Origin of the sequence: Mesorhizobium sp. M0136, assembly GCF_040322515.1 — a bacterium.
GTDB lineage: Bacteria > Pseudomonadota > Alphaproteobacteria > Rhizobiales > Rhizobiaceae > Mesorhizobium.
The window spans coordinates 1-19,596 of sequence record NZ_JAMYTP010000027.1; the positions used below are offsets into that span (position 1 = coordinate 1).

The 19,596-nt window shown below is 63.0% G+C and carries 21 protein-coding genes; 13 read left to right on the plus strand and 8 right to left on the minus strand.

Annotated features, from left to right (window positions below; translation table 11 throughout):
- Positions 1 to 75 precede the first annotated feature (75 nt).
- Entirely contained in the window at positions 76 to 747 is a 672-nt protein-coding gene (locus tag NKJ35_RS25960) for a ceramidase domain-containing protein (protein WP_352650225.1), read from the minus strand.
- A gap of 175 nt (positions 748 to 922) precedes the next feature.
- Here NKJ35_RS25960 and NKJ35_RS25965 point away from each other — a divergent pair, with 175 nt between their 5' ends.
- Together NKJ35_RS25965 and NKJ35_RS25970 are read left to right on the plus strand one after the other, a co-directional pair.
- On the plus strand, positions 923 to 1,672 hold the full coding sequence (locus NKJ35_RS25965) for a DUF1223 domain-containing protein (protein ID WP_352479678.1): 750 nt from the start codon (positions 923 to 925) through the stop codon (positions 1,670 to 1,672).
- Positions 1,673 to 2,147: 475 nt separating this feature from the next.
- The gene (locus NKJ35_RS25970) at positions 2,148 to 2,534 is read left to right on the plus strand and encodes a DUF2794 domain-containing protein (protein WP_254817869.1); all 387 of its coding nucleotides are present in this window, start codon (positions 2,148 to 2,150) and stop codon (positions 2,532 to 2,534) included.
- A 4-nt stretch (positions 2,535 to 2,538) separates the two neighbouring features.
- On the opposite strand, the gene NKJ35_RS25975 is transcribed toward NKJ35_RS25970, so the two are convergent.
- The 4 genes from NKJ35_RS25975 to NKJ35_RS25990 all read right to left on the minus strand — a co-directional run bounded on the left by NKJ35_RS25975 (position 2,539) and on the right by NKJ35_RS25990 (position 7,475).
- Positions 2,539 to 3,108, minus strand: a complete 570-nt coding sequence (locus NKJ35_RS25975) for a GNAT family N-acetyltransferase (RefSeq protein WP_352650226.1) — start codon at positions 3,106 to 3,108, stop codon at positions 2,539 to 2,541.
- A 109-nt stretch (positions 3,109 to 3,217) separates the two neighbouring features.
- The gene (locus NKJ35_RS25980) at positions 3,218 to 3,997 is read right to left on the minus strand and encodes a Bax inhibitor-1/YccA family protein (RefSeq protein ID WP_254817871.1); all 780 of its coding nucleotides are present in this window, start codon (positions 3,995 to 3,997) and stop codon (positions 3,218 to 3,220) included.
- 218 nt (positions 3,998 to 4,215) lie between these two features.
- Positions 4,216 to 6,765, minus strand: a complete 2,550-nt coding sequence (locus NKJ35_RS25985) for an ABC transporter permease (protein ID WP_352650227.1) — start codon at positions 6,763 to 6,765, stop codon at positions 4,216 to 4,218.
- The gene (locus NKJ35_RS25990) at positions 6,765 to 7,475 is read right to left on the minus strand and encodes an ABC transporter ATP-binding protein (protein ID WP_352479681.1); all 711 of its coding nucleotides are present in this window, start codon (positions 7,473 to 7,475) and stop codon (positions 6,765 to 6,767) included. The genes NKJ35_RS25985 and NKJ35_RS25990 overlap by 1 nt, the downstream gene beginning before the upstream one ends.
- Before the next feature lie 108 nt (positions 7,476 to 7,583).
- On the opposite strand from NKJ35_RS25990, the gene NKJ35_RS25995 reads away from it, so the two are divergent.
- From NKJ35_RS25995 to NKJ35_RS26010, 4 genes are all read left to right on the plus strand, one after another.
- Entirely contained in the window at positions 7,584 to 8,228 is a 645-nt protein-coding gene (locus tag NKJ35_RS25995) for an arylesterase (protein WP_352650229.1), read from the plus strand.
- A gap of 136 nt (positions 8,229 to 8,364) precedes the next feature.
- A complete protein-coding gene (thpR, locus tag NKJ35_RS26000) occupies positions 8,365 to 8,961 on the plus strand; it encodes an RNA 2',3'-cyclic phosphodiesterase (protein WP_352650231.1) in 597 nt (198 codons plus the stop codon).
- Positions 8,962 to 8,967: 6 nt separating this feature from the next.
- Positions 8,968 to 9,264 carry a 4a-hydroxytetrahydrobiopterin dehydratase gene (locus NKJ35_RS26005; protein WP_254817876.1) on the plus strand — a complete coding sequence of 99 codons (297 nt, stop codon included), beginning with the start codon at positions 8,968 to 8,970 and terminating at the stop codon, positions 9,262 to 9,264.
- 92 nt (positions 9,265 to 9,356) lie between these two features.
- Positions 9,357 to 9,719, plus strand: a complete 363-nt coding sequence (locus tag NKJ35_RS26010) for a YkvA family protein (RefSeq protein WP_352650233.1) — start codon at positions 9,357 to 9,359, stop codon at positions 9,717 to 9,719.
- Positions 9,720 to 9,759: 40 nt separating this feature from the next.
- Here NKJ35_RS26010 and NKJ35_RS26015 read toward each other — a convergent pair whose 3' ends face one another.
- The gene (locus tag NKJ35_RS26015) at positions 9,760 to 10,368 is read right to left on the minus strand and encodes a methyltransferase family protein (RefSeq protein ID WP_352650234.1); all 609 of its coding nucleotides are present in this window, start codon (positions 10,366 to 10,368) and stop codon (positions 9,760 to 9,762) included.
- A 361-nt stretch (positions 10,369 to 10,729) separates the two neighbouring features.
- Between NKJ35_RS26015 and NKJ35_RS26020 the strand changes: the two genes are divergently transcribed.
- The 3 genes from NKJ35_RS26020 (at position 10,730) to NKJ35_RS26030 (ending at position 13,178) form a co-directional block, all read left to right on the plus strand.
- Complete coding sequence (locus NKJ35_RS26020) at positions 10,730 to 11,236, plus strand: invasion associated locus B family protein (RefSeq protein ID WP_023721899.1); 507 nt, start codon at positions 10,730 to 10,732, stop codon at positions 11,234 to 11,236.
- Positions 11,237 to 11,496: 260 nt separating this feature from the next.
- Positions 11,497 to 12,729 (plus strand): dual-specificity RNA methyltransferase RlmN, encoded by a 1,233-nt coding sequence (gene rlmN, locus NKJ35_RS26025; RefSeq protein ID WP_352650235.1) that lies wholly within the window; start codon positions 11,497 to 11,499, stop codon positions 12,727 to 12,729.
- Entirely contained in the window at positions 12,726 to 13,178 is a 453-nt protein-coding gene (locus NKJ35_RS26030; protein ID WP_352650236.1) for a hypothetical protein, read from the plus strand. The genes rlmN and NKJ35_RS26030 overlap by 4 nt, the downstream gene beginning before the upstream one ends.
- Positions 13,179 to 13,224: 46 nt before the next feature.
- On the opposite strand, the gene NKJ35_RS26035 is transcribed toward NKJ35_RS26030, so the two are convergent.
- On the minus strand, positions 13,225 to 13,866 hold the full coding sequence (locus tag NKJ35_RS26035) for a LysE family translocator (RefSeq protein WP_352650238.1): 642 nt from the start codon (positions 13,864 to 13,866) through the stop codon (positions 13,225 to 13,227).
- 168 nt (positions 13,867 to 14,034) lie between these two features.
- On the opposite strand from NKJ35_RS26035, the gene NKJ35_RS26040 reads away from it, so the two are divergent.
- Both NKJ35_RS26040 and NKJ35_RS26045 read left to right on the plus strand, forming a co-directional pair.
- A complete protein-coding gene (locus NKJ35_RS26040; RefSeq protein WP_352650240.1) occupies positions 14,035 to 15,258 on the plus strand; it encodes an argininosuccinate synthase in 1,224 nt (407 codons plus the stop codon).
- Between the two features lie 192 nt (positions 15,259 to 15,450).
- A complete protein-coding gene (locus NKJ35_RS26045) occupies positions 15,451 to 16,044 on the plus strand; it encodes a hypothetical protein (RefSeq protein WP_352650242.1) in 594 nt (197 codons plus the stop codon).
- 92 nt (positions 16,045 to 16,136) lie between these two features.
- On the opposite strand, the gene NKJ35_RS26050 is transcribed toward NKJ35_RS26045, so the two are convergent.
- Positions 16,137 to 16,931: a lytic murein transglycosylase gene (locus NKJ35_RS26050; RefSeq protein WP_352650244.1), complete on the minus strand. Its 795-nt coding sequence runs from the start codon at positions 16,929 to 16,931 to the stop codon at positions 16,137 to 16,139.
- Between the two features lie 185 nt (positions 16,932 to 17,116).
- Here NKJ35_RS26050 and NKJ35_RS26055 point away from each other — a divergent pair, with 185 nt between their 5' ends.
- Together NKJ35_RS26055 and NKJ35_RS26060 are read left to right on the plus strand one after the other, a co-directional pair.
- On the plus strand, positions 17,117 to 18,364 hold the full coding sequence (locus tag NKJ35_RS26055; protein WP_352650245.1) for a flavin monoamine oxidase family protein: 1,248 nt from the start codon (positions 17,117 to 17,119) through the stop codon (positions 18,362 to 18,364).
- Positions 18,365 to 18,454: 90 nt separating this feature from the next.
- On the plus strand, positions 18,455 to 19,549 hold the full coding sequence (locus NKJ35_RS26060) for a zinc-binding metallopeptidase family protein (RefSeq protein ID WP_352650247.1): 1,095 nt from the start codon (positions 18,455 to 18,457) through the stop codon (positions 19,547 to 19,549).
- Positions 19,550 to 19,596 lie beyond the last annotated feature (47 nt).

Below are 19,596 nucleotides of genomic sequence, written 5' to 3' on the forward strand. Positions count from 1 at the left end.
CCCCTTATCCCCTACTCCCCTACTCCCCTACTCCCCTACTCCCCTACTCCCCTACTCCCCTACTCCCCTACTCCCCTACTCCCCTACTCCCGGCTTTCCAAACCGCGCTGTCGCCGCCAGCAGCACACCGAGCATCAGCCCGTTGAGGATGTGCCACAGGAAGTGCGTGCCGAGCGGGAAGCTGCCGCAGACCAGCGGATCGATCATCCGGCAGACGACCGATACAACGAAGATCGCCGAGCCCGCCAGATTGTACCAGCCGGCACGGTTGCCGCCCGCCGCCACCAAGGCGCCGAAGAAGGCGAGCGCCAGGAAGGGCGGCAGATAGCCGGTCGTGCCGTTCGACGCCTCGCGCAGCCAGTCCGGCACGGCAAAGGTCACCAGCCCGGCGACGGCATAGAAGGCGACGAAGATGGCGATCGCCTTGCCCCATTTCATGCCGAGAAAACGCCGCAGGTTGAACAGCGTGTAGGCCAGCGTGAACCCGGCGATGGGCAGCACGTCGGCCCAGACCGTGCCACGGTTGGCAAAGGTGTGGAACAGCGACGAGCCGACGCCAATCGCCACCACCCACCAGGCCAGCACTTCGGCGAAGATACCGGTGCCGCGCTTGCGCACCTGCCAGACACCCCACAGCCCGGCGGCAAAAAAAGCCAGATTGCTCAGCGCATTGAGCGGTTCGGCCCAGAGTTCCGGCCCGGTCCGCTCGCAGTACAGGTCGACCGGCGCCAGGAGAGATTGCCACATGCTGATTGCCGCCCGAATCGCTTCCATCGTCTAGTGCAAGTCCACCTATTGCGCCCTTGCCAGCGGTTGCAACGGCAAAATTTCACCGCAACGTGACTTCCCGTTGACTGCCGCTTCTGCCACATATTTCGACAACCAGAACAAAGCCGGCGTCACCGGCGGGATCGGAACGGCCATGCCATCTCGAAGACCATTGCGGCTTGCGGCCCTTGCGCTGGCCCTCTCGGCATTTGCCGGAAGTGCCTTTGCCGAGCCAACCGACAAGCCGTTAGGCGTCGTCGAGCTCTTCACCAGCCAGGGATGCAACTCCTGTCCGCCGGCAGATGAATTCTTCGCCGAGCTCGCCGCCAAGGACGACATCGTCGCGCTCGCCTATCATGTCGATTATTGGGATTACCTCGGCTGGCAGGACACGCTGAGCCGCAAGGAAAATACCGAGCGGCAATACGAGTATATGCGCGCCTTCGGCAGCCGTTCCGTCTACACCCCGCAAGCCGTCATAAACGGCCGCAGCCATGTCAACGGCGCCAGCCGCAAGGAAGTCGACGGCGCGCTGGCCCGCATGGAGAGGGTCGGCGAAGGCATGCGCGTCGGCATCAAGGTCAGCCGGACCAGCGATCGCGTCATGATCGATGCCGGCGACGCCGTGACCGGCCCCGCCGACGCGCATGTCGTCATCGTCTATTTCAACCCGCCGCAGACGATAAAGATCGGCAAGGGCGAAAACAGCGGCCGCAGCATGACCTACTGGAACGCCGTCTCCAGCATCCAGACCGCCGGCATGTGGCACGGCAAGGCGCAGCGCTACGAACTGCCGATGAGCGAGATCGCCAAGAAGGGCGGCTGCGCCGTGCTGCTGCAGTCGGTCGGCAAGGACGGCATGCCCGGTCCGATCCTGGGCGCAGCCTTTATCCGCAAGCCTTAGATAGAGCGCTCCTCCTTCTTCCCTGTGGGAGAAGGGATAACCGCGCTCAAGCCTCCGACGACAGCCTACTGGAGGGATCGCACCGCCACGGCTCGGGCCAATAAAAACCGGCGTCAGCTTGCTTCTGACGCCGGTCATTTAGGTTTTGGGATCGTCGCACCCGATCTTTCCAAGGAAAAACCGAGGTTGGTTCGATCCGACGCAGACCCGTGGGCGGGGGGCTTGGGGTTTACGAGCCGGTGCCGGACCGAACCGTCTCAGGCAACACCGGTAAATTCGTCGGACATTGGGGCATGAGCACGGATAAAAAAAGGCAGGATTGTGGCGAAGCATCACCAATTCCAACAGGCGTTTCGCAAACGTGACTGGACGCTGGAGAAACCGCACGGCGCTGCCCTTGCCCGGCCGGGCCTTGCAATTCGGCAACGAAAGCGCCAACTTTGGTCGGCGTACGATTCATTGCGAGGATCCAGGCATGACTGATCGCAGCAGCGGGATGGAGGATGGGGACGCATCCGCAATACTGATCCCGCTGCATGAGGCAAGACGCGAACGCCTCGACCAGCCGGTGCAGTTCGACCGGCGCGAACTGGACCAGATCCTCAGGCTCTATGGCCGTATGGTTGCCGCCAATGAGTGGCGCGACTATGCCATCGACCATCTCGCCGACCGCGCCGTTTTTTCTGTCTTCCGCCGCACCAGCGAAGTGCCGCTTTTCCAGATCGTCAAGGATCCGAAGCTGGCGCGCCGGCAAGGCGCGTTCGCCGTCATCGCCGCCGGCGGACGCATCCTCAAGCGCGGCCAGGAGCTCGGCCGGGTGCTTGGCGTGTTCGACCGAACGCTGAAGCTGGTCGAAGCGTAACCTCTTATTTTTGTTCGCGGAACTTCTGCTCGGGCAGCGACTGCGGATCAGGCGGGATCGACGCCCCGCCATTGATCGGCAACTGCATGAACACCGTGTCGAGCCAGCGTCCGTGCTTATACCCTGAGCCTTCCAGGCGGCCGGAATGACGAAAGCCGAGCTTCTCGTGCAACCGCACCGAGGCGCTATCGGGCCGGCCGTCGCCGATCACCGCGATGATCTGGCGAAAACCTGCCGCCTTGGCCGCTTCGATCAGCCCTTGCATCAAGAGCAGCCCTACGCCTTGCCCTTTGGCCTCGGGCGCGACATAGACGGAATCCTCAACGACGAAGCGGTAGGCCGGGCGCGGCCGGAACGCCCCGGCATAGGCATAGCCGAGCACGCTGCCGGCCTTTTCCGCAACGAGATAGGGAAAGCCGCCCGCCATCAGGTTGTCGAAGCGCGCGCCCATCTCGGTGCGGCTTGGTGGCTCGAGTTCGTAGCTGGCAGTGCCATTCGTCACCGCGTCGGCATAGATTTCCGTGATCCGGTCGAGATCGGCCGACGTCGCGGCCCGCAAGGTGATGCTGCTCATAATTTAGGCACGTCGTTCATCTGCCCTATATCACAGCAAAAGCCGGCACAAAAGAAAAGGGCGGCCATTGGGCCGCCCTTTCCAAACTCGCTGGTCCAGGAAACCGTATTTAGCGACGGTCGCCCATGAACTGCAGCAGGAACATGAACAGGTTGATGAAGTCGAGATAGAGCCTCAGTGCGCCCATGATCGCCTTGCGGCCGGCGACATCAGTCTCGTCGCCCTCGAAATACATCTCCTTGATGTTCTGCGTGTCGTAGGCGGTGAGGCCTGCGAAGATCAGCACGCCGATCGCCGAAACGGCGAAGGAAAGCGCCGACGACTGCAGGAAGATGTTGATCACCATCGCGATGATCAGGCCGACCAGGCCCATGACCAGGAACGACCCGAATGCCGAGAGATCGCGCTTGGTCGTGTAGCCGTAGAGCGACAGTCCGCCAAAGGCGGCGGCGGTGGCGAAGAAGGTCTGCGAGATACTGGCGGTGGTGTAGACCAGGAAGATCGACGACAGCGACAGGCCGACGAGGCCGGCGTAGACCCAGAACGTCGTCTGCGCGGCCGAAACGCTCATCGACTGGACGCGGAACGACAGGAACATCACCGCTGCCAGCGGGGCAAAGATCACCAGCCATTTCAGCGGCGAGCCGAAGATCGCGTAGCCGAACGAGGTCAGCATCTCGCCGCTTGGCAACGTCGCGACCGCCGAGGCGGGATCGCTGGTCGTGGCCAGCATGATTGTGCCGACCGCGGCAAGGCCGGTGATGAGGAGGCCAAGCCCCATCAGATTGTAGACCTTGATCATGTAGGCCCGCAGGCCCTGGTCGATGGCAGCATCGACGCCAGCGCCGGGCACGGCGCGCGTCTGATAATTGCGAACGGGATCAGCCATGGAAATCCTCATATTGCTTCTGCCCCGTCCGGTGTCAGGTCCATTTGACCCAGGCGCCGCTGGCGGGGCTCCAGCATGCCTGCGCCGAAATATGATGGTTCTTGGTGTAAAGGACAAGACCGTAACCAAACGTAATGCGCCGTGAAGTGCGGGAGATCCGGTTTTATTGGCCTTCCCGCCCGGAACATTAACGAGATTTAATCAAAACCGGCTCTGGCTCAAAGATTCCGCAGCACCGGCGCCGCCTTGTGGCCCAGCACCCGCCACGTGCCGGCAAGGCCGATGCCGACCGTGACCACCAGTGAAAAGCCGATGGTCGCCACCGCCACCTCGGGCATGAAGTGCGATGGCAGCGTCATGATGCGCGCGACGACGAACCATGCCGCCACACCGCCCGCCGCCAGCGCGAAGATCGCGGTGGCAAGGCCGATCAGCATGTATTCCAGCGAAAACGCGGCGATCAGCGTTTTCCTGGTCGCACCCAGGGTCTTCAGCACCACCGCGTCGTGGATGCGAGCCCGGTTGCCGGCGGCGAGCGCGCCGGCCAGCACCAGCACCGAGGCGATCAACGCCACGCCCGCTGCCGCCCTGATTGCTGTGCCGAGCTGCGCCACCAGCCGGTTGACGATTTCGAGCGCGTCCTTGACCCTGACCGTCGTGACCGCGGGAAAGGCACGCGTGACGGCATTGAGAAGATGAGCGTCGTCGGCTGCCGACGCATTCGTCTCGGTAAGCGTCGCCAACCAGCCGTGTGGCGCCCCGGCGAATGTGTTGGGCGAGAACACCATGACGAAATTAATGCCCATGGTTTCCCATTCGACCTGGCGGAAATTGGCGATCTTGGCCGTGATGTTGCGGCCGAGCACGTTGACGGTGACGGTGTCGCCGAGCTTCAGCCCGATCTCGTTGCCTTCCTTGGCGGAAAACGAGACCAGCGGCTCGCCGGCATAGTTCTCCGGCCACCAGCTGCCCTCGGTCAGCGTCGCATTCTCCGGCATCTTTGCGTCATAGGTCAGGCCGCGATCGCCGCGCAGCACCCAGGCGCCCTCGGCCGGAACCTTGACCTTGTCGACAGCGACGCCGTTGAGCGCCATCACCCGGCCGCGCAGCATCGGCACCTTGATCAGCCTGCCCTGCGGCGCCTCTTTGGCGACCAGCGCAGAGAAAGCATCGACGTCGCCGCTCTGGATATCGACGAAGAAGAAGTTCGGTGCCCGTTCCGGCAGGCTGCCCGAGATCTGCCGCCTGAGATTGCCGTCGATCAGCGCCAGCGTCACCAGCAGCGTCAGCCCGAGGCCAAGCGACAGAACCACCGATGGCGTCAAGGCGCCTGGCCGATGGATGTTGCCGATGGCGAGCCTGAGCGCGGTCGAACGCACGCGCGGGCTTTTCTTTGCCGCCCACTGCACCAGCGAGCCGACGACACGCAGCACCAGGAACGACACCACCGTGGCCCCAATGAAGATCGAGGCAATACGGCGGTCGTCGGAAAACAGGATCACCAGTACCGCCAGGAGCAGGGCGATGCCCAATGCCGCGGCGATGTAGAGCGGGTGGGGAAAACCGCGGCCCTCGAAACCCATTTCGCGAAACAGCGCCGTTGCCGGCACGTCGCGGGCGCGGCCGAGCGGAAGCAAGGCGAAAGCCAGCGTCACCAGCAGCCCGAACAGCGCTGCCATGCCGAGGGCGCCGGGATAGAACCCACCTTCCGCCGGCACAGGAATAACCGATTGGAGTGCGGCGCTGGCCGCGAATGGCATCAATGCGCCGAGCACCAGGCCCAGCGTGATGCCGAGGGCGGCGATCATCAGGATCTGGACCAGATAGACGGTAAAGACGAACCCGCCCGAAGCCCCTAGGCTCTTGAAGGTGGCGATGACGCCGCGCTTGCCGTCGAGATAGGCACGCACGGCATTGGCCACGCCGACGCCGCCGACCACCAGCGCCGTCAGCCCAACCAGCGTCAGGAATTGCGAGAACCGCTCGATGTTCGAGGACAACGCCGGCGCCGCGTTGCTGCGCGTGCGGATCGACCAGCCGGCCTGCGGGAACTCTTTTGCCGCCTGCTCCTGGATCGCCTTGATCTGTGCGTCGCCGGTGCCGCCGGGCAGCCGGACCTTATAGGCGTTCTCGACCAGGCTGCCCGGCTGGATCAGGCCGGAAGCGGCAAGCCCGTCGGTCGACACCATCAGCCGCGGCGCAAAGCCGAAGCCATCCGACACCGCATCCGGCTCGTTGACCAGCCTTGCACGCAGCTCGAATGTCGCGCTGCCGAGCTTCAGCCGGTCGCCGATGCCAAGGTTCAGCCGCTCGAACAAAAGGTCCGGCGCGGCGGCGCCGAAGACGCCGGATTTTTCGCCGAACAGATCCTCTCGCGACAGCACCGGCTCGGTCTCCAGCGCGCCATAGAGCGGATAGGCGCCGTCGACCGCCTTGGCCTCGACCAGCGCCTGGTCGGAGCCGTCCTCGAGCCTGGCCATCGAGCGCATGTTGGCACTGTGCGAAACCGTGCCAAGCCGGTCGAGGAAGCTGCGTTCGGCTCTGGTAAGATCGCGCTGGTTGAGCTGGAAGCGGAGATCGCCGCCGAGCAGCGTCTGGCCCTGGTCGGCAACACCGGCGGAAATCGCTTGCGCGACAGAATTGACGCCGCCGATTGCCGCGACGCCGAGCGCGATGCAGGCAAGGAAGATCAGGAAGCCGGACAGCCCGCCACGCATTTCGCGCAGCGAAAACCGAAAGGCGAGCCTCAGTGTTTGCGACAGCGGCATCAGGCGGTCACCTTGCCGGCCCTGGTGGCCGGCTCAGGCGCGTCCTCGATCAGCCCCGACCGCATCGACACCTGGCGCGAGCAGCGCGCGGCGAGTACCGGGTCATGTGTGACCAGCACCAGCGTCATGCCGCGCTCGGCGGCCTTGGCAAACAGCAGGTCGGCGACGTGCCGCCCCGTCGCCTGGTCGAGATTGCCGGTCGGCTCGTCGGCGATCAAGATGCGCGGCGACGGCGCCAGCGCCCGGGCGATAGCCACGCGCTGTTGCTCGCCGCCAGACAATTCGCCGGGGTAATGGGTGACGCGATCGCTGAGACCGACCGCCGCCAGCTCGCGCGCCGCCACGCCGAACGGATCGGCATGGCCGGCAAGCTCCAGCGGGACGGCAACGTTTTCTAGCGCCGTCATATTGGGGATGAGATGGAAAGACTGGAATACGATGCCGATGTTTCGCCCCCGAAACGATGCGATCTGGTCTTCGCTTTTGCCGTTGAGCAGCTCGCCGGCAATTCGAACCGTGCCCGAATCGACCCTTTCAAGCCCAGCCAAAACCATCAGCAGTGTCGACTTTCCCGAACCGGAGGGTCCAACGATGCCTGTCGCCTCGCCGCCCGCCACATTGAGGCTGACGCCCTTCAGCACATGGACCGAGGAGCCACCTTCACCGAGCGTCAGCGATACGTCTTTCAGCGAAATGACGGCTTCTTCCAAAATCAAATCGTCCTATATGGAGGATGAAGGCTAGAGCATCCGATGCTCGACAAAGATGAAAACCTGCCTTCGCCAACAGATGTTCCTGGTTCATATGGGGCCTGCCGCATGGCTTTCAAACACACCTTTGCCGCAGCCTTCGCCGTTTTCCTCGCCGTTTGCGGCGCCATTTCGTCGGCGCGCGCCGAACCCTTCACCATTGTCGGTTTAGGCGACAGCTTGATGGCGGGTTATGGGCTCGGGCCAGGTCAGGGCTTCACCGAAAAGCTGCAGGCGGCGCTTCGCGCCAAGGGCTACGATGTCACGGTCGCCAATGCTGGCGTCTCCGGCGATACGACGAGCGGCGGCCTGTCACGGCTCGACTGGTCGGTGCCGGACGGAACGCAACTCGTCATCCTGGAACTCGGCGCCAACGACATGCTGCGCGGCGTTTCGCCCGCCATAGCGGAAAAAAACCTGGACGCCATGCTGGCAAAACTGAAGCAGCGCAAGATCGCCGTTTTGCTTGCCGGAATGCGCGCGGCGCCCAATCTCGGCGCCGACTACCAGAAGGCGTTCGACGCAATCTTTCCGCGACTGGCTGAAAAATACGGCGTGCCGCTCTATCCTTTCTTTCTCGAGGGCATCGCTGGTCAATCCGTCCTGCAGCTCGAGGACGGCCTTCATCCGAACGCCGGAGGCGTCGACCGCATCGTCGAGGGTATCCTGCCCGGTGTGGAGAAGGCCATTGCAACGGTGCGGGGTAATTCCTGAAGGCGAGGGTTCGCCGCCGCACCACATTCCGTGGGGGAAGCTTTTAGGCAGCCCTGCGACCAACAAACCGCTTGCTCCGTTCGAATATCGATGATTCGCTAGGGCAAGAGTTCGATTCGAGGACAGGAGGCTTCCCATGCCGCGTCTTTTTACCGCCCTCGAAATACCGCGTGATGCCGCTCTTTCGCTGTCCCTGCTCAGGGGCGGCCTGCCCGGAGCCCGCTGGATCGACGTCGAGAACTATCATCTGACGCTGCGCTTCATCGGCGATGTCGAGGGCCATGTCGCCGACGAAATCGCCAACGCGCTCGACCGTGTTCACCGCTCCTCCTTCCCGCTGACGCTGTCCGGCGTCGGCGCCTTCGGCCAGAAGAAGCCGCATGCGGTGTGGGCCGGGGTCGCCGCTTCGCCCGATCTTTCCGCATTGCAGGCCGAGATCGACCGCATCTGCCAGCGGCTCGGCATCCCGACCGACCCGCGCAAGTTCATGCCGCATGTGACGCTGGCCCGCCTGCGCAATTCGAGCCCGCTCGATGTCGCCCAGTACCTGTCGGCACGCGGCAATTTTTCGACGCTGCCGTTCCGGGTCGGCCGCTTCGTGCTGATGTCGTCGCGCGATTCGGTCGGCGGCGGGCCTTACGTCGTCGAGGAGGCCTGGCCGCTTTCAGGTGCCGACAACCGCATCGCCAGCCGTTTGGTCGGCGCCGCCGACGCTTCGCGGATCATGCGGTAGGCGGATATGGCCAGGGAGAAACTAGCAAAAGAGGCGATCCGCGCCGAACTTGCCGGCCTGGAAGGCTGGTCGCTGGCCAAGGATGGCGGCTCGATCACCCGCACCTTTACCTTCAAGAATTTCTCCGAAGCCTTTGCCTTCATGACCCGCGTCGCCCTGGCGGCGGAAAAGATGGACCACCATCCCGACTGGTCGAACGTCTACAAGACGGTAAACGTGACCCTCAACACGCACGACGCCGGCGGCCTGACGGCGCTGGATTTCGATCTGGCCAGGAAGATGAACCGCTATTTCGGCGGCTGAGCCTAGCTGCACCTTGCAGCGAGGTTCGGCTTTCACCACATTTTGCCTCGTGGTCATGCGTGAAGTCACGCGACGGCCGCACGGAGAGATTGATGGTGCAAAAATCCGGTTTTGATTTCTTCGGCCTCGGCAGCAAGCCGGGCAACGAGAGTGAAGTGCGCGACAAGTTCTGGCGTACGGCGAAGAAAGCCGCCCGGCATATCCCGTTTATGGAAGAGGTGGTCGCCGCCTATTACTGCGCCATGGACAAGAAGACGCCGCTTCGCGCCAAGGGCACATTGCTGGCTGCGCTCGGCTATTTCGTGCTGCCGACGGACGTCATCCCCGATTTCATGGTTGGGCTTGGCTTCACCGACGACATCGCCGTGCTGACCGCCGCGATCACAACCGTCAGCGCCCACATCACGCCCGCGCACCGGCTCGCCGCCAAACAGGCCATCGCCGACAAGAGCTGAGCCGGCACGGCGCAAAAAATCGCGCGAGACTTTCCGGCCGTCAAACCCACCGCCGCACCCGCGCCTTGTAGCCGCGATAGGCATCTCCGAACTTCCGCTCGAGATAGCGCTCTTCCGGCGCGATGACGCCGGTATTGGTCACCCACAGCAGGGGGATGACGAGCGCGATAGCCCAAGGACTTCCGGCGGCGACGCCGAGGCCCAGATAGATGAGGGTCGCTCCCAGATAGAATGGGTTTCTGGTCCGCCGATAGATACCGTCAACGACCAGCGCCGTCGTTGGCAAGGTCGGTGGTATGTTGGTTCCAGCGGCCTGAAAGCGGCCCGCCGCCATAAAGATGAACACGAAGCCGCACACCGCGAGCACGGCGCCGGCCAGATAGCGGGCGAGCGCCTGCCCGGCCATGACCGGGAGCGGCGCGAGCACCTCAAGCACGGTTGCCGCCGCCAGGAAGCCGAGGAATATCAAAGGCGGTAGCGCAATGACCCCGGGCACGTCGGACGCGCCCGATCCGCCCGCCGCCTCTCCGCCATCCGACCGGGGCACCGCGCCGCTAGCCGCCGCGCGGGCGGCGACACGAATGCCGAACACGATCGCCAGGACGACTGTGCCGCCCGCGAGGATCAGGACTGTCTCGGAAATGGCCATGGCCAAATCTCCCGTAAGCCGCCAAGGATGGCACCCTGGCCGAGTGCCGTGGCGACGAACGCTGACATGGTACCGCCTGCAGGGAAATTCGTCACGTACCTCAAGAAAAGCGGGAATCGCCGCGAAACCTCGCTGCTTGAAAAGTCAAACTCTTGCCGTTTTCGTGGCCTCCAAGTCGCGGCAGGGACAGTGCGCCAGCCGCTTTTTCGAGCGGCAGCGCGAAGACGGCGGCGGTTTCCTGGCCTGAACATCCTTTTCTTAGGGAAATTCACCGTTTGGTAACCCAGATTAAATCAAAATGAAGCGACGGGCAGGACGCCGAGCCGGCCTGCCGCCGCACCAGTGGAATACGGGAAAAGCGATGCGCGGATTGATTGCTATAGTTTCCAGCCTGGCCCTGGTGGCCCTGACGGCGCCCGCGCTGGCGCAGTCGGCCACCAAGATCGGCCAGCATAATGCCTGGGGCACCTACAGCTATCAGGCGTCGGGCGGCGGCAAGGTCTGCTATGTCCTGACCGTGCCAACCGACAAGCAGCCGCCGACGCTCGATCACGGCGACATGTTCTTCTTCGTCAGCCAGCGGCCGGGGCAGCAGGTGTCCTACGAGCCGCAATTCATTGCCGGCTATACCTTCCAGGAGGGTTCCAAGGCCACCGTCACCATCGACAAGAAGTCTTTCTCGATGTTCACGCGCGGCAAGTCGGCCTGGGTCGAGAACGCCGCCGAGGAGCCGGTGCTGATCGCCGCGATGAAGACCGGCACGGACATGAAGGTGTCGGCCAAGTCCGGCCGCGGCAACACCACCACTTACGTCTTCTCGCTGAAGGGCATCTCGGCGGCGCTGGCCTCGATCGCCAAGTGCAAGTAGGCGGTTAGGCGCGGTCTTCCCTTCCCTCCTTGTGGGAGAAGGTGGATCGGCGCGCAGCGCCGAACGGAAGAGGGGTGTTGGACGGAACGCCGTCGGCGCCAAGCTGGAACACCCCCGACCGAGCTACGCTCGGGCCACCTTCTCCCAGGGGAGAAGGGAAGACCACCTGCATGACTCCGCCGCGAACCTGTGCTATGCGCCGCGCTTCATTTCGGGCACGATGCTGTATTCGGCCGCAAATCGCTTATATTGGCGCAACAATGACCCTTTCATTCGATCTCACCACTGAGGGCGCGCGTGACGCGTTGCGCACCCGCACGACGCCTGAAAAGCCGTCCCTGATCGGCCTGACGCGCGCCGAACTCGGGGCCGCCCTCGTCGCCGCCGGCATCGTGCCGGAGCGCCAGGCGAAAATGCGCGCCCAACAGCTCTGGCATTGGATCTATGTGCGCGGCGTTTCCGACTTTGCCGGCATGTTCAACATCTCCAAGGATCTGCGCGCCGCGCTCGACAGGCATTTCACCGTTGCCAGGCCCGAGATCGTCGAGGAGCAGATTTCCTCCGACGGCACGCGCAAATGGCTGTTCCGCTTTCCGCCGCGCGGCGCCGGCCGGCCGGTCGAGATCGAGACCGTCTACATTCCCGAAGAAGGCCGCGGCACGCTCTGCATCTCGTCGCAGGTCGGCTGCACCCTGACCTGCTCCTTCTGCCACACCGGCACGCAGAAGCTGGTGCGCAACCTGACCGCCGAGGAAATCCTCGCCCAGCTTTTGACCGCCCGCGACCGGCTCGGCGATTTCCCCGACCGCGACACACCCGACGGCGCCATCGTGCCGGCCGAGGGCCGGAAAGTGTCCAACGTCGTCATGATGGGCATGGGCGAGCCGCTCTATAATTTCGAGGCGGTGAAGAAGGCGCTGCTGATCGCATCCGACGGCGACGGGCTTTCCCTGTCGAAGAGGCGCATCACGCTCTCGACATCGGGCGTCGTGCCCGAGATCTTCCGCACCGGCGAGGAGATCGGTGTGATGCTGGCGATCTCGCTGCACGCCACCAATGACGATCTGCGCGACCTTTTGGTGCCGATCAACAAGAAGTATCCGCTGAACGAGCTGATCGCTGCCTGCCGGGCCTATCCCGGCCTGTCCAACGCCAAGCGGATCACCTTCGAATATGTGATGCTGAAGGACGTCAACGATTCGATCGAGGACGCCAAGGCGTTGGTCAAGTTGCTCAAGGGCATCCCAGCCAAGATCAATCTGATTCCGTTCAATCCGTGGCCGGGCACCAACTATCAGTGCTCGGACTGGGAAACGATCGAGAAGTTCGCCGACTACATCAACAATGCCGGCTATGCCTCGCCGATCCGCACGCCGCGCGGCCGCGATATCCTCGCCGCCTGCGGCCAGCTCAAGTCGGACTCCGAGCGCATGCGCAAGGTCGACCGGCTGGCGCTGGAAGCGATGATGATCGCGGGGCATGGCGAGGCGTGAACCGCATCGTCGCCTATCTGATCCGCTTCGCCGTCATCCTGGTCGGCTATGGCGTTGCTTCGCTGGCGGCAAGCGCCTTCCTTAACATCATGGTCCTGGCGTCTCTTGGGCTGATGACGGACGAGACGCAACCGGCGGCGCAGGCTTCGCTGTGGTTTTCAATCCCCTTCGTCGGGCTGTTCGTCGCTTATTTCGCTTTCATGCCGGCGGCGATCGCCATCCTGGTTTCCGAGATCCTTGGCCGGCGGGACTGGCTGTTCTATGCACTGGCGGGCGCGGCGGTAGCGGCGGTCTTCCTCGGCTTCGTCCACCAGACGGCCGATGCCAATTTCGAGGTTACCAACACAAGCGTCATGCTGGCGGTGATCGGCTGCGGTATGGTCGGCGGTATTTTCTACTGGCTGAGCGCCGGGCGCTCGGCCGGAAGCTGGCGCCAGATCAGCGCATGACCCCGAACCAAAGGTTCGGAAAGGATCATGCGCAAAATGAAAGTACCTATTTCGCCTGGGCCGTCAGGATCTTGAGCGCGAAGGCCGAAAAAACTCCGGCAAACAGATAGTCGACGACGCGGGTCACACGCGGGCTGGATTTCATCGCGGCCGAGAATTTTTCCGCCGCCAGCACCATCGGCGCCGTCACCGGGATCGCCAGCACGACGAACATCACGCCGAGGAGGAACAGCTTTCCCGGCGCATTGGGATCATGCGCGGAGACAAATTGCGGCAGAAAGGTCATGAAGAACAGGATGATCTTCGGGTTGAGCAGATTGACCCCGAGCCCCGCGGCCCAGCTGCGGAACAGCGAGATCTGCGGCCCGCTCTTCTTCTCCGGTGAAAACGCCGACCCTTTTGTGATCGCCTGCCATGCCAGGAAGACCAGATAGCCGGCGCCGAAAATCTTCAGCACGAAGAACGCCATCGACGAGGCGACGATCAGCGCCGAGACGCCGACCACCACCAGCGTGGTGTGAATCAGTGTGCCGCACAAGGCGCCGGCCATCGAGGCAAAACCGGTGGCACGGCCCTGGCTCAGCGTGCGCGAGACGAACAGCGTCATGTCAGGCCCGGGTGTGATCGCCAGGATGAAGGTGGCGATGGCGAACTGGATAAGCGTCGTACTGTCGGGGATGAAGGACATGGCTCGTCTCGTAGCGGCAAAAGACGGCGCAGCCATAGCGCAGGACCCGTGTGCTCGCCAGCCTCTGAGCGATACAGCATCTGGTCCAGGCATCGTTCGTCCCTTGCGCTGGCCTAAAACGCCGTGATACCTCGCCCGCGAAGAACCCCTGTCGCGGAACTGCCCACCATGTCGAAAGCAAAAGCCGTCAAGAAAGTCGTGCTCGCCTATTCCGGCGGCCTCGATACCTCGATCATCCTGAAATGGCTGCAGACCGAGCTCGGCGCCGAGGTCGTCACCTTCACCGCCGATCTCGGCCAGGGTGGCGAACTGGAGCCGGCTAGGCGCAAGGCCGAGATGATGGGCATCAAGGACATCCGCATCGTAGATGTCCGCGAGGAGTTCGTATCCGATTTCGTCTTCCCGATGTTCCGCGCCAACGCCGTCTATGAAGGCAGCTATCTGCTCGGCACCTCGATCGCCCGGCCGCTGATCTCGAAACATCTTGTCGAGATCGCCAGGGAGACCGGCGCCGACGCGATCGCGCATGGGGCCACCGGCAAGGGTAACGATCAGGTGCGTTTCGAGCTTTCCGCCTATGCGCTGAACCCCGACATCAAGGTCATCGCACCCTGGCGCGACTGGTCGTTCAAGTCGCGCACCGACCTGATCAACTTCGCTGAGCAGCACCAGATCCCGGTGCCGAAGGACAAGAAGGGCGATGCGCCGTTCTCGGTCGACGCCAACCTTCTGCACTCCTCCTCCGAGGGCAAGGTGCTGGAGGACCCGTGGAGCGAGCCGCCGGAATTCGTCCACCAGCGCACCATCTCGCCGATGGATGCGCCGGATGAGGTCACCGAGATCGAGATCGAATTCCTCAAGGGCGACCCGGTTGCGCTCGACGGCAAGAAACTGTCGCCGGCGACGATGCTGGCGGCGCTCAATGATCTCGGCCGCGACAACGGCATTGGCCGGCTAGATCTGGTCGAGAACCGTTTCGTCGGCATGAAATCGCGCGGTGTATACGAGACCCCCGGCGGCACCATCCTGATATCGGCCCACCGGGCGATCGAATCGATCACGCTCGACCGAGGTGCGGCCCACCTCAAGGACGAGTTCATGCCGCGCTATGCCGAGCTGATCTATAACGGCTTCTGGTTCGCGCCCGAGCGCCTGATGCTGCAGGCGATGATCGACAAGAGCCAGGAAGATGTCGAAGGCACGGTGCGGCTGAAGCTCTACAAGGGCAACGTCATCGTCACCGGCCGCAAGTCGAAGAAGACGCTCTATTCCGATGCGCTGGTCACCTTCGAGGACGATCGCGGCGCCTACGACCAGAAGGACGCCGAAGGATTCATCCGCCTTAATGCGCTGAGGCTGCGGACACTGGCGGCGCGTAGTCGAAAAAGCTGACATCTGAACAGCACCCTGGGGCCGCTCTACCGATCCCGTGAAAGCTGAAACGGTTCGAGAAACCCGGCGGAGACGCCGGGTTTTATTTGTTACTTCTAATATAGCAGAAAATTAAGCCACCTCAAAAGAGTTCTGTTTGACCTTTTGGCGACTTCATCTAAGTTCTCGCTTGCTGTATGGGGGCTTTTGACAATGAAAAATGGTGTTTTTATTCTGCTTGCAACGGTCACCGCCTTGACGGTGTGCCAGTTGTCAGAGGCAAGCGCGAAACGCAACCCGGGCGCGAACTTGGGCGGATGTGTCACCGCTGTCCACCTGTGGAGCATCACGCTCAAGCACGATATCGCCTCTTTCATGGGCGTCTCGCAGGAGCACATGCCGGCCCTGTTCTGCCAGCGCCTTGCCGAAGGGGTGCGCACCGGACGCATCAGCTACTCCGACATAAACAGCCTGCAGCTAGATCAACCGACCGAAATCTGGATGGTCATCAAGGGCAAGTCAAAGGCGGCTGCTAGGGCCACCCCGGCGCCGCGGAACCCCAAATTCCGTACCTGCTCAAATGTTATCACCGGCTCCTTCGAGGTTGCCGCTTCCGAGAAATGCCCCTTGGGCGGCAGCTACTCGCAAGCTACCGGAGTCCCGACGGTGATCGAGGGCAGGCCAAAGGCGGCTCCTTCAACGCCACGGAACTCCAAGTTCCGTACCTGCTCAAATGTTTACGCAGGCTCCTTCGAGGTTCCCGCTTCCAAGAAATGCCCATTGGGCGGCGGTTACGTGAACAATTGAGAGCCCAGGCGCTCGCCTCTCTTGGCATGCCACACGCACCGACAAAAAAGCCCGGCACACGGCCGGGCTTTTTGTCGAACGGACATTTCTAGTCAGCCGCCGTCGATCGCGTCGGCGATCTGGGCGATGGCCTGTTGGTAGACGCTCGCGGAATTCCAGCCGGCAATTGCACCGATATTCGCCTGCGCGCTGGCGCCCGGTCGCCAACCATGACTCTTGAGGAAGTTGGCGGTAGAAGCCAACGCAGTGGCCTTGTCGCGCAGGTTTTTGTTGCCTACGCCATATGTCAAAACATTTCCGGGCAGGAACTGCGTGTGACCAATCTCGCCATGCGCGGCACCGACCGACGAGGCGCTCAACGCTCCGCGATCAACCAGCTTCAGGGCCGCAATGGCATGCGGGTAGAAGAACTCCGGACGGCGGCAGTCATAAGCGAGCGTTAAAATGGCGGAGACCGTATTCTGGTTGCCCATGGCGGAACCGAAGCCGGTTTCCATGCCCCAGATGGCGAGCAACACGCCCGGCGACACGCCGTAATTCTGTTCGATCTTGTCGAACAGCGCAGCATTGGCCTTCTTCAGTGCACGGCCCCTGGCAATGATCGCGGACGCGCCACGGCGCTTCATGAAAGCTTCCACCGAGCCGCTGAAAGCCTTATGGATGGCGCGGTCGACGGAGATCGTCTTTGTCGCGTAGGTTGCGCGAGCCAGAGCGGCCAGACCCTTCGAGCCGACGCCGTCGGCCTTGGCCTCCGCGGCGAACTCCGGTTTCCACGCCTCGAAGCCGGCGCCGCTCTTGCCACAGCTGGCCGCCTGCGCGCCCGTCGCCAGCGCAAGCACCGCCACCACCGTGGCCACTACAAACATCTTCTTGGCAAGAAATGCCATGCTGCTCTCCTGGTTGCCTGAATCACGTTCCCAATTGCGAACTTGCCTGCGAAACACCTGCTTGTCACTGCCCCGGCGCCACGCCGATGCACTCAATACAGCAGGAACCTCAAATCCACCACACTGGCGGACGCCCGGGAATTTGCCTACGATCAAGTAATTATTGTGGCGGGGGCAGAATAAGCATGGAAGACGTTGATGTCGTGATCATCGGCGCCGGTTCAGCCGGGCTTTCGGCTGCCAAGACCCTGCGCGCTGCCGGTTTTTCCTTCAAATTGTTGGAAGCGATGAACCGCATTGGCGGCCGCGCCTGGACCAGCGATCAGCATTTCGGCGTGCCGTTCGACATCGGCTGCGCCTGGTTGCATGCCGCGGACCGCAATCCTTATTTTCCCGAGGCGAAAGCCGCCGCCTGGACGCTTCACCATCACGACATGAATGTCGATCATCTCTACTACCGCGAGCGAAAGGCAAGCGAAGCCGAAGAGGCGGCGATGAAGGTGGCCGACGCAAGGCTGTTCGAACTGGTGGCGGCACATCAGGTGAGGGAAGGCGACGACGACCGTCTTTCGGCATTGCTCGCCAAGGGACACGCGCCGCGCGCCGCCGCAACCTTCGCCGGGCCGATGGATTTCGGCGCCGACGAGGACGAGATATCGATCCGCGACTTTCAGGCCGCCGCCGATCTCGATCCGAACTATTTCACCAGGGAAGGCTTCGGTACGCTGGTTGCGCGCTTCGGCGCCGATGTGCCGGTGGAACTGTCGACGCCGGTGCGCAAGATCGTCTGGGATGGGCCGGGCGTAGCCTGCGTCACCGATCGCGGTACCATCTGCGCCAAGGCGGTTATCGTCACCGCCTCGCCGGCAGTGCTCGCCTTCGAGGAGATTGCGTTCTCGCCTGCACTCCCCGACGCGCATTTCGCCGCCTTCTTCGACCTGCCGATGGGCATGCTGACCAAGCTGCCGGTCGAAATATCCGGTACAAGGCTCGGCCTGGAGCCGTTCGACGATTTGCTGATCGAGCGGCTGGCCAGACACGACATCTACTTCCTCTGCTTTCCCTTCGACCTCGATCTGATGGTCGGTTTCGTCGGCGGCGATTTCGCCTGGGAGATGTCGGCGGCGGGCGAGGCGGCCGGCATCGACTTCGTCGTCGACCGGCTCTGCGGCATCTTTGGCGGCGACGTGCGAAAACATGTCGGACGCGCGATGATGACCAATTGGGGCGCTGAGCGGTTCGTGCGCGGCGCCTATGCGGCGGCGCGGCCAGGCCGCTCGCAAGCGCGCGCCACGCTGATGCAGCCGGTGGCGGAAAAGATCTTCTTCGCCGGCGAGCATTTGGCCGGTCCGCTGATGCAGACCTGCGGCGGCGCCAGGCTATCGGGCGCGGCAGTGGCCAAGGAGGTCGTCGCCCAGCTTGCGGCAAAATAGCGTCGGCCGGCAGGAACGTGGGCAGCTGACAGGCGTTTGGCGTTCTCCTGTTCGTATTGTCCTTCGCATTTCGAATGATTTGAGACGCCAATGAAGCTTTTCGACTGCCCGCATTGCGGCCACCGTCTCTATTTCGAGAACGCGCAATGCCTGAACTGCGCCAGCCTCGTGGTCTACGATCCCGAGCATGCGCGCTTCGCGCTGTCCGGCGACGACGTCTTCCATTGCACCAATGCCGACGAATGCGCCTGCAACTGGATGGCGGAGCCCGGCCACGCCTTCTGCCGCGCCTGTGCGCTGAACCAGCTGATTCCGGATCTGTCGGTCGACGGCAACCGCCGCCGCTGGATCCGTGTCGAGGCGGCAAAGAAGCGTGCCGTGTATTCGCTGCTCGCCTTCGGCCTGCCGGTCGCACCCAAGCAGAATCCCGGCGACGAGATCGGCCTCGCTTTCGATTTTCTTGCCGATCCGATCGGCGGCGGTCCCGGCGGCGAGCGTATCTTGACCGGCCACGACAACGGCCGGATCACGCTCAACGTCGCCGAGGCGGATTCGGCAGAGCGCGAGCGACGGCGCGTCGAGATGGGCGAGAACTACCGCACGCTGCTCGGCCATTTCCGCCATGAACTCGGCCATTATTACTGGGACCGCCTGATCCGCGACGATCCGCAAAGGCTTGCCGGTTTTCGCGCTTTGTTCGGCGACGAGCGCGCCGATTACGAACAGGCGCTGAAGACCTATTATGCCGATGGCGCGCCGCCCGACTGGCAGCAGCGCCATATCTCCGCCTATGCGACGTCGCACCCATGGGAGGACTGGGCCGAGACATGGGCGCATCACATGCACATCACCGACACGCTGGAGATGGTGCATGCCCTGAATTTCCCGCTCGGCCGGTTGGAGACCGTTGAAGCCAACGAGCTGCCGCGCGCCGATACCGGCGGCAAGTTGCAGCCGGCACCATCGGAACCCGCCCCCAGGCCAGAGCCCTTCGAAAGGATTCTCGAGCGCTGGCTGGTGCTGTCGGAGGCGTCCAACTCGATCAACCGCTGTATGGGCCTGCCCGATCTCTATCCCTTCGTCATCTCGGACGTGGCGGCGCAAAAACTTGCTTTTGTTCACGAGCTTTTGACCGACCTGCCGAAAACGACTGGAACAAATCGTGAGCCGGCCGAAGCCTTTTAGCCGGAACGCATGCGGCTTTGCTTCGTTTTCGGTCCCGAGGGACTGTG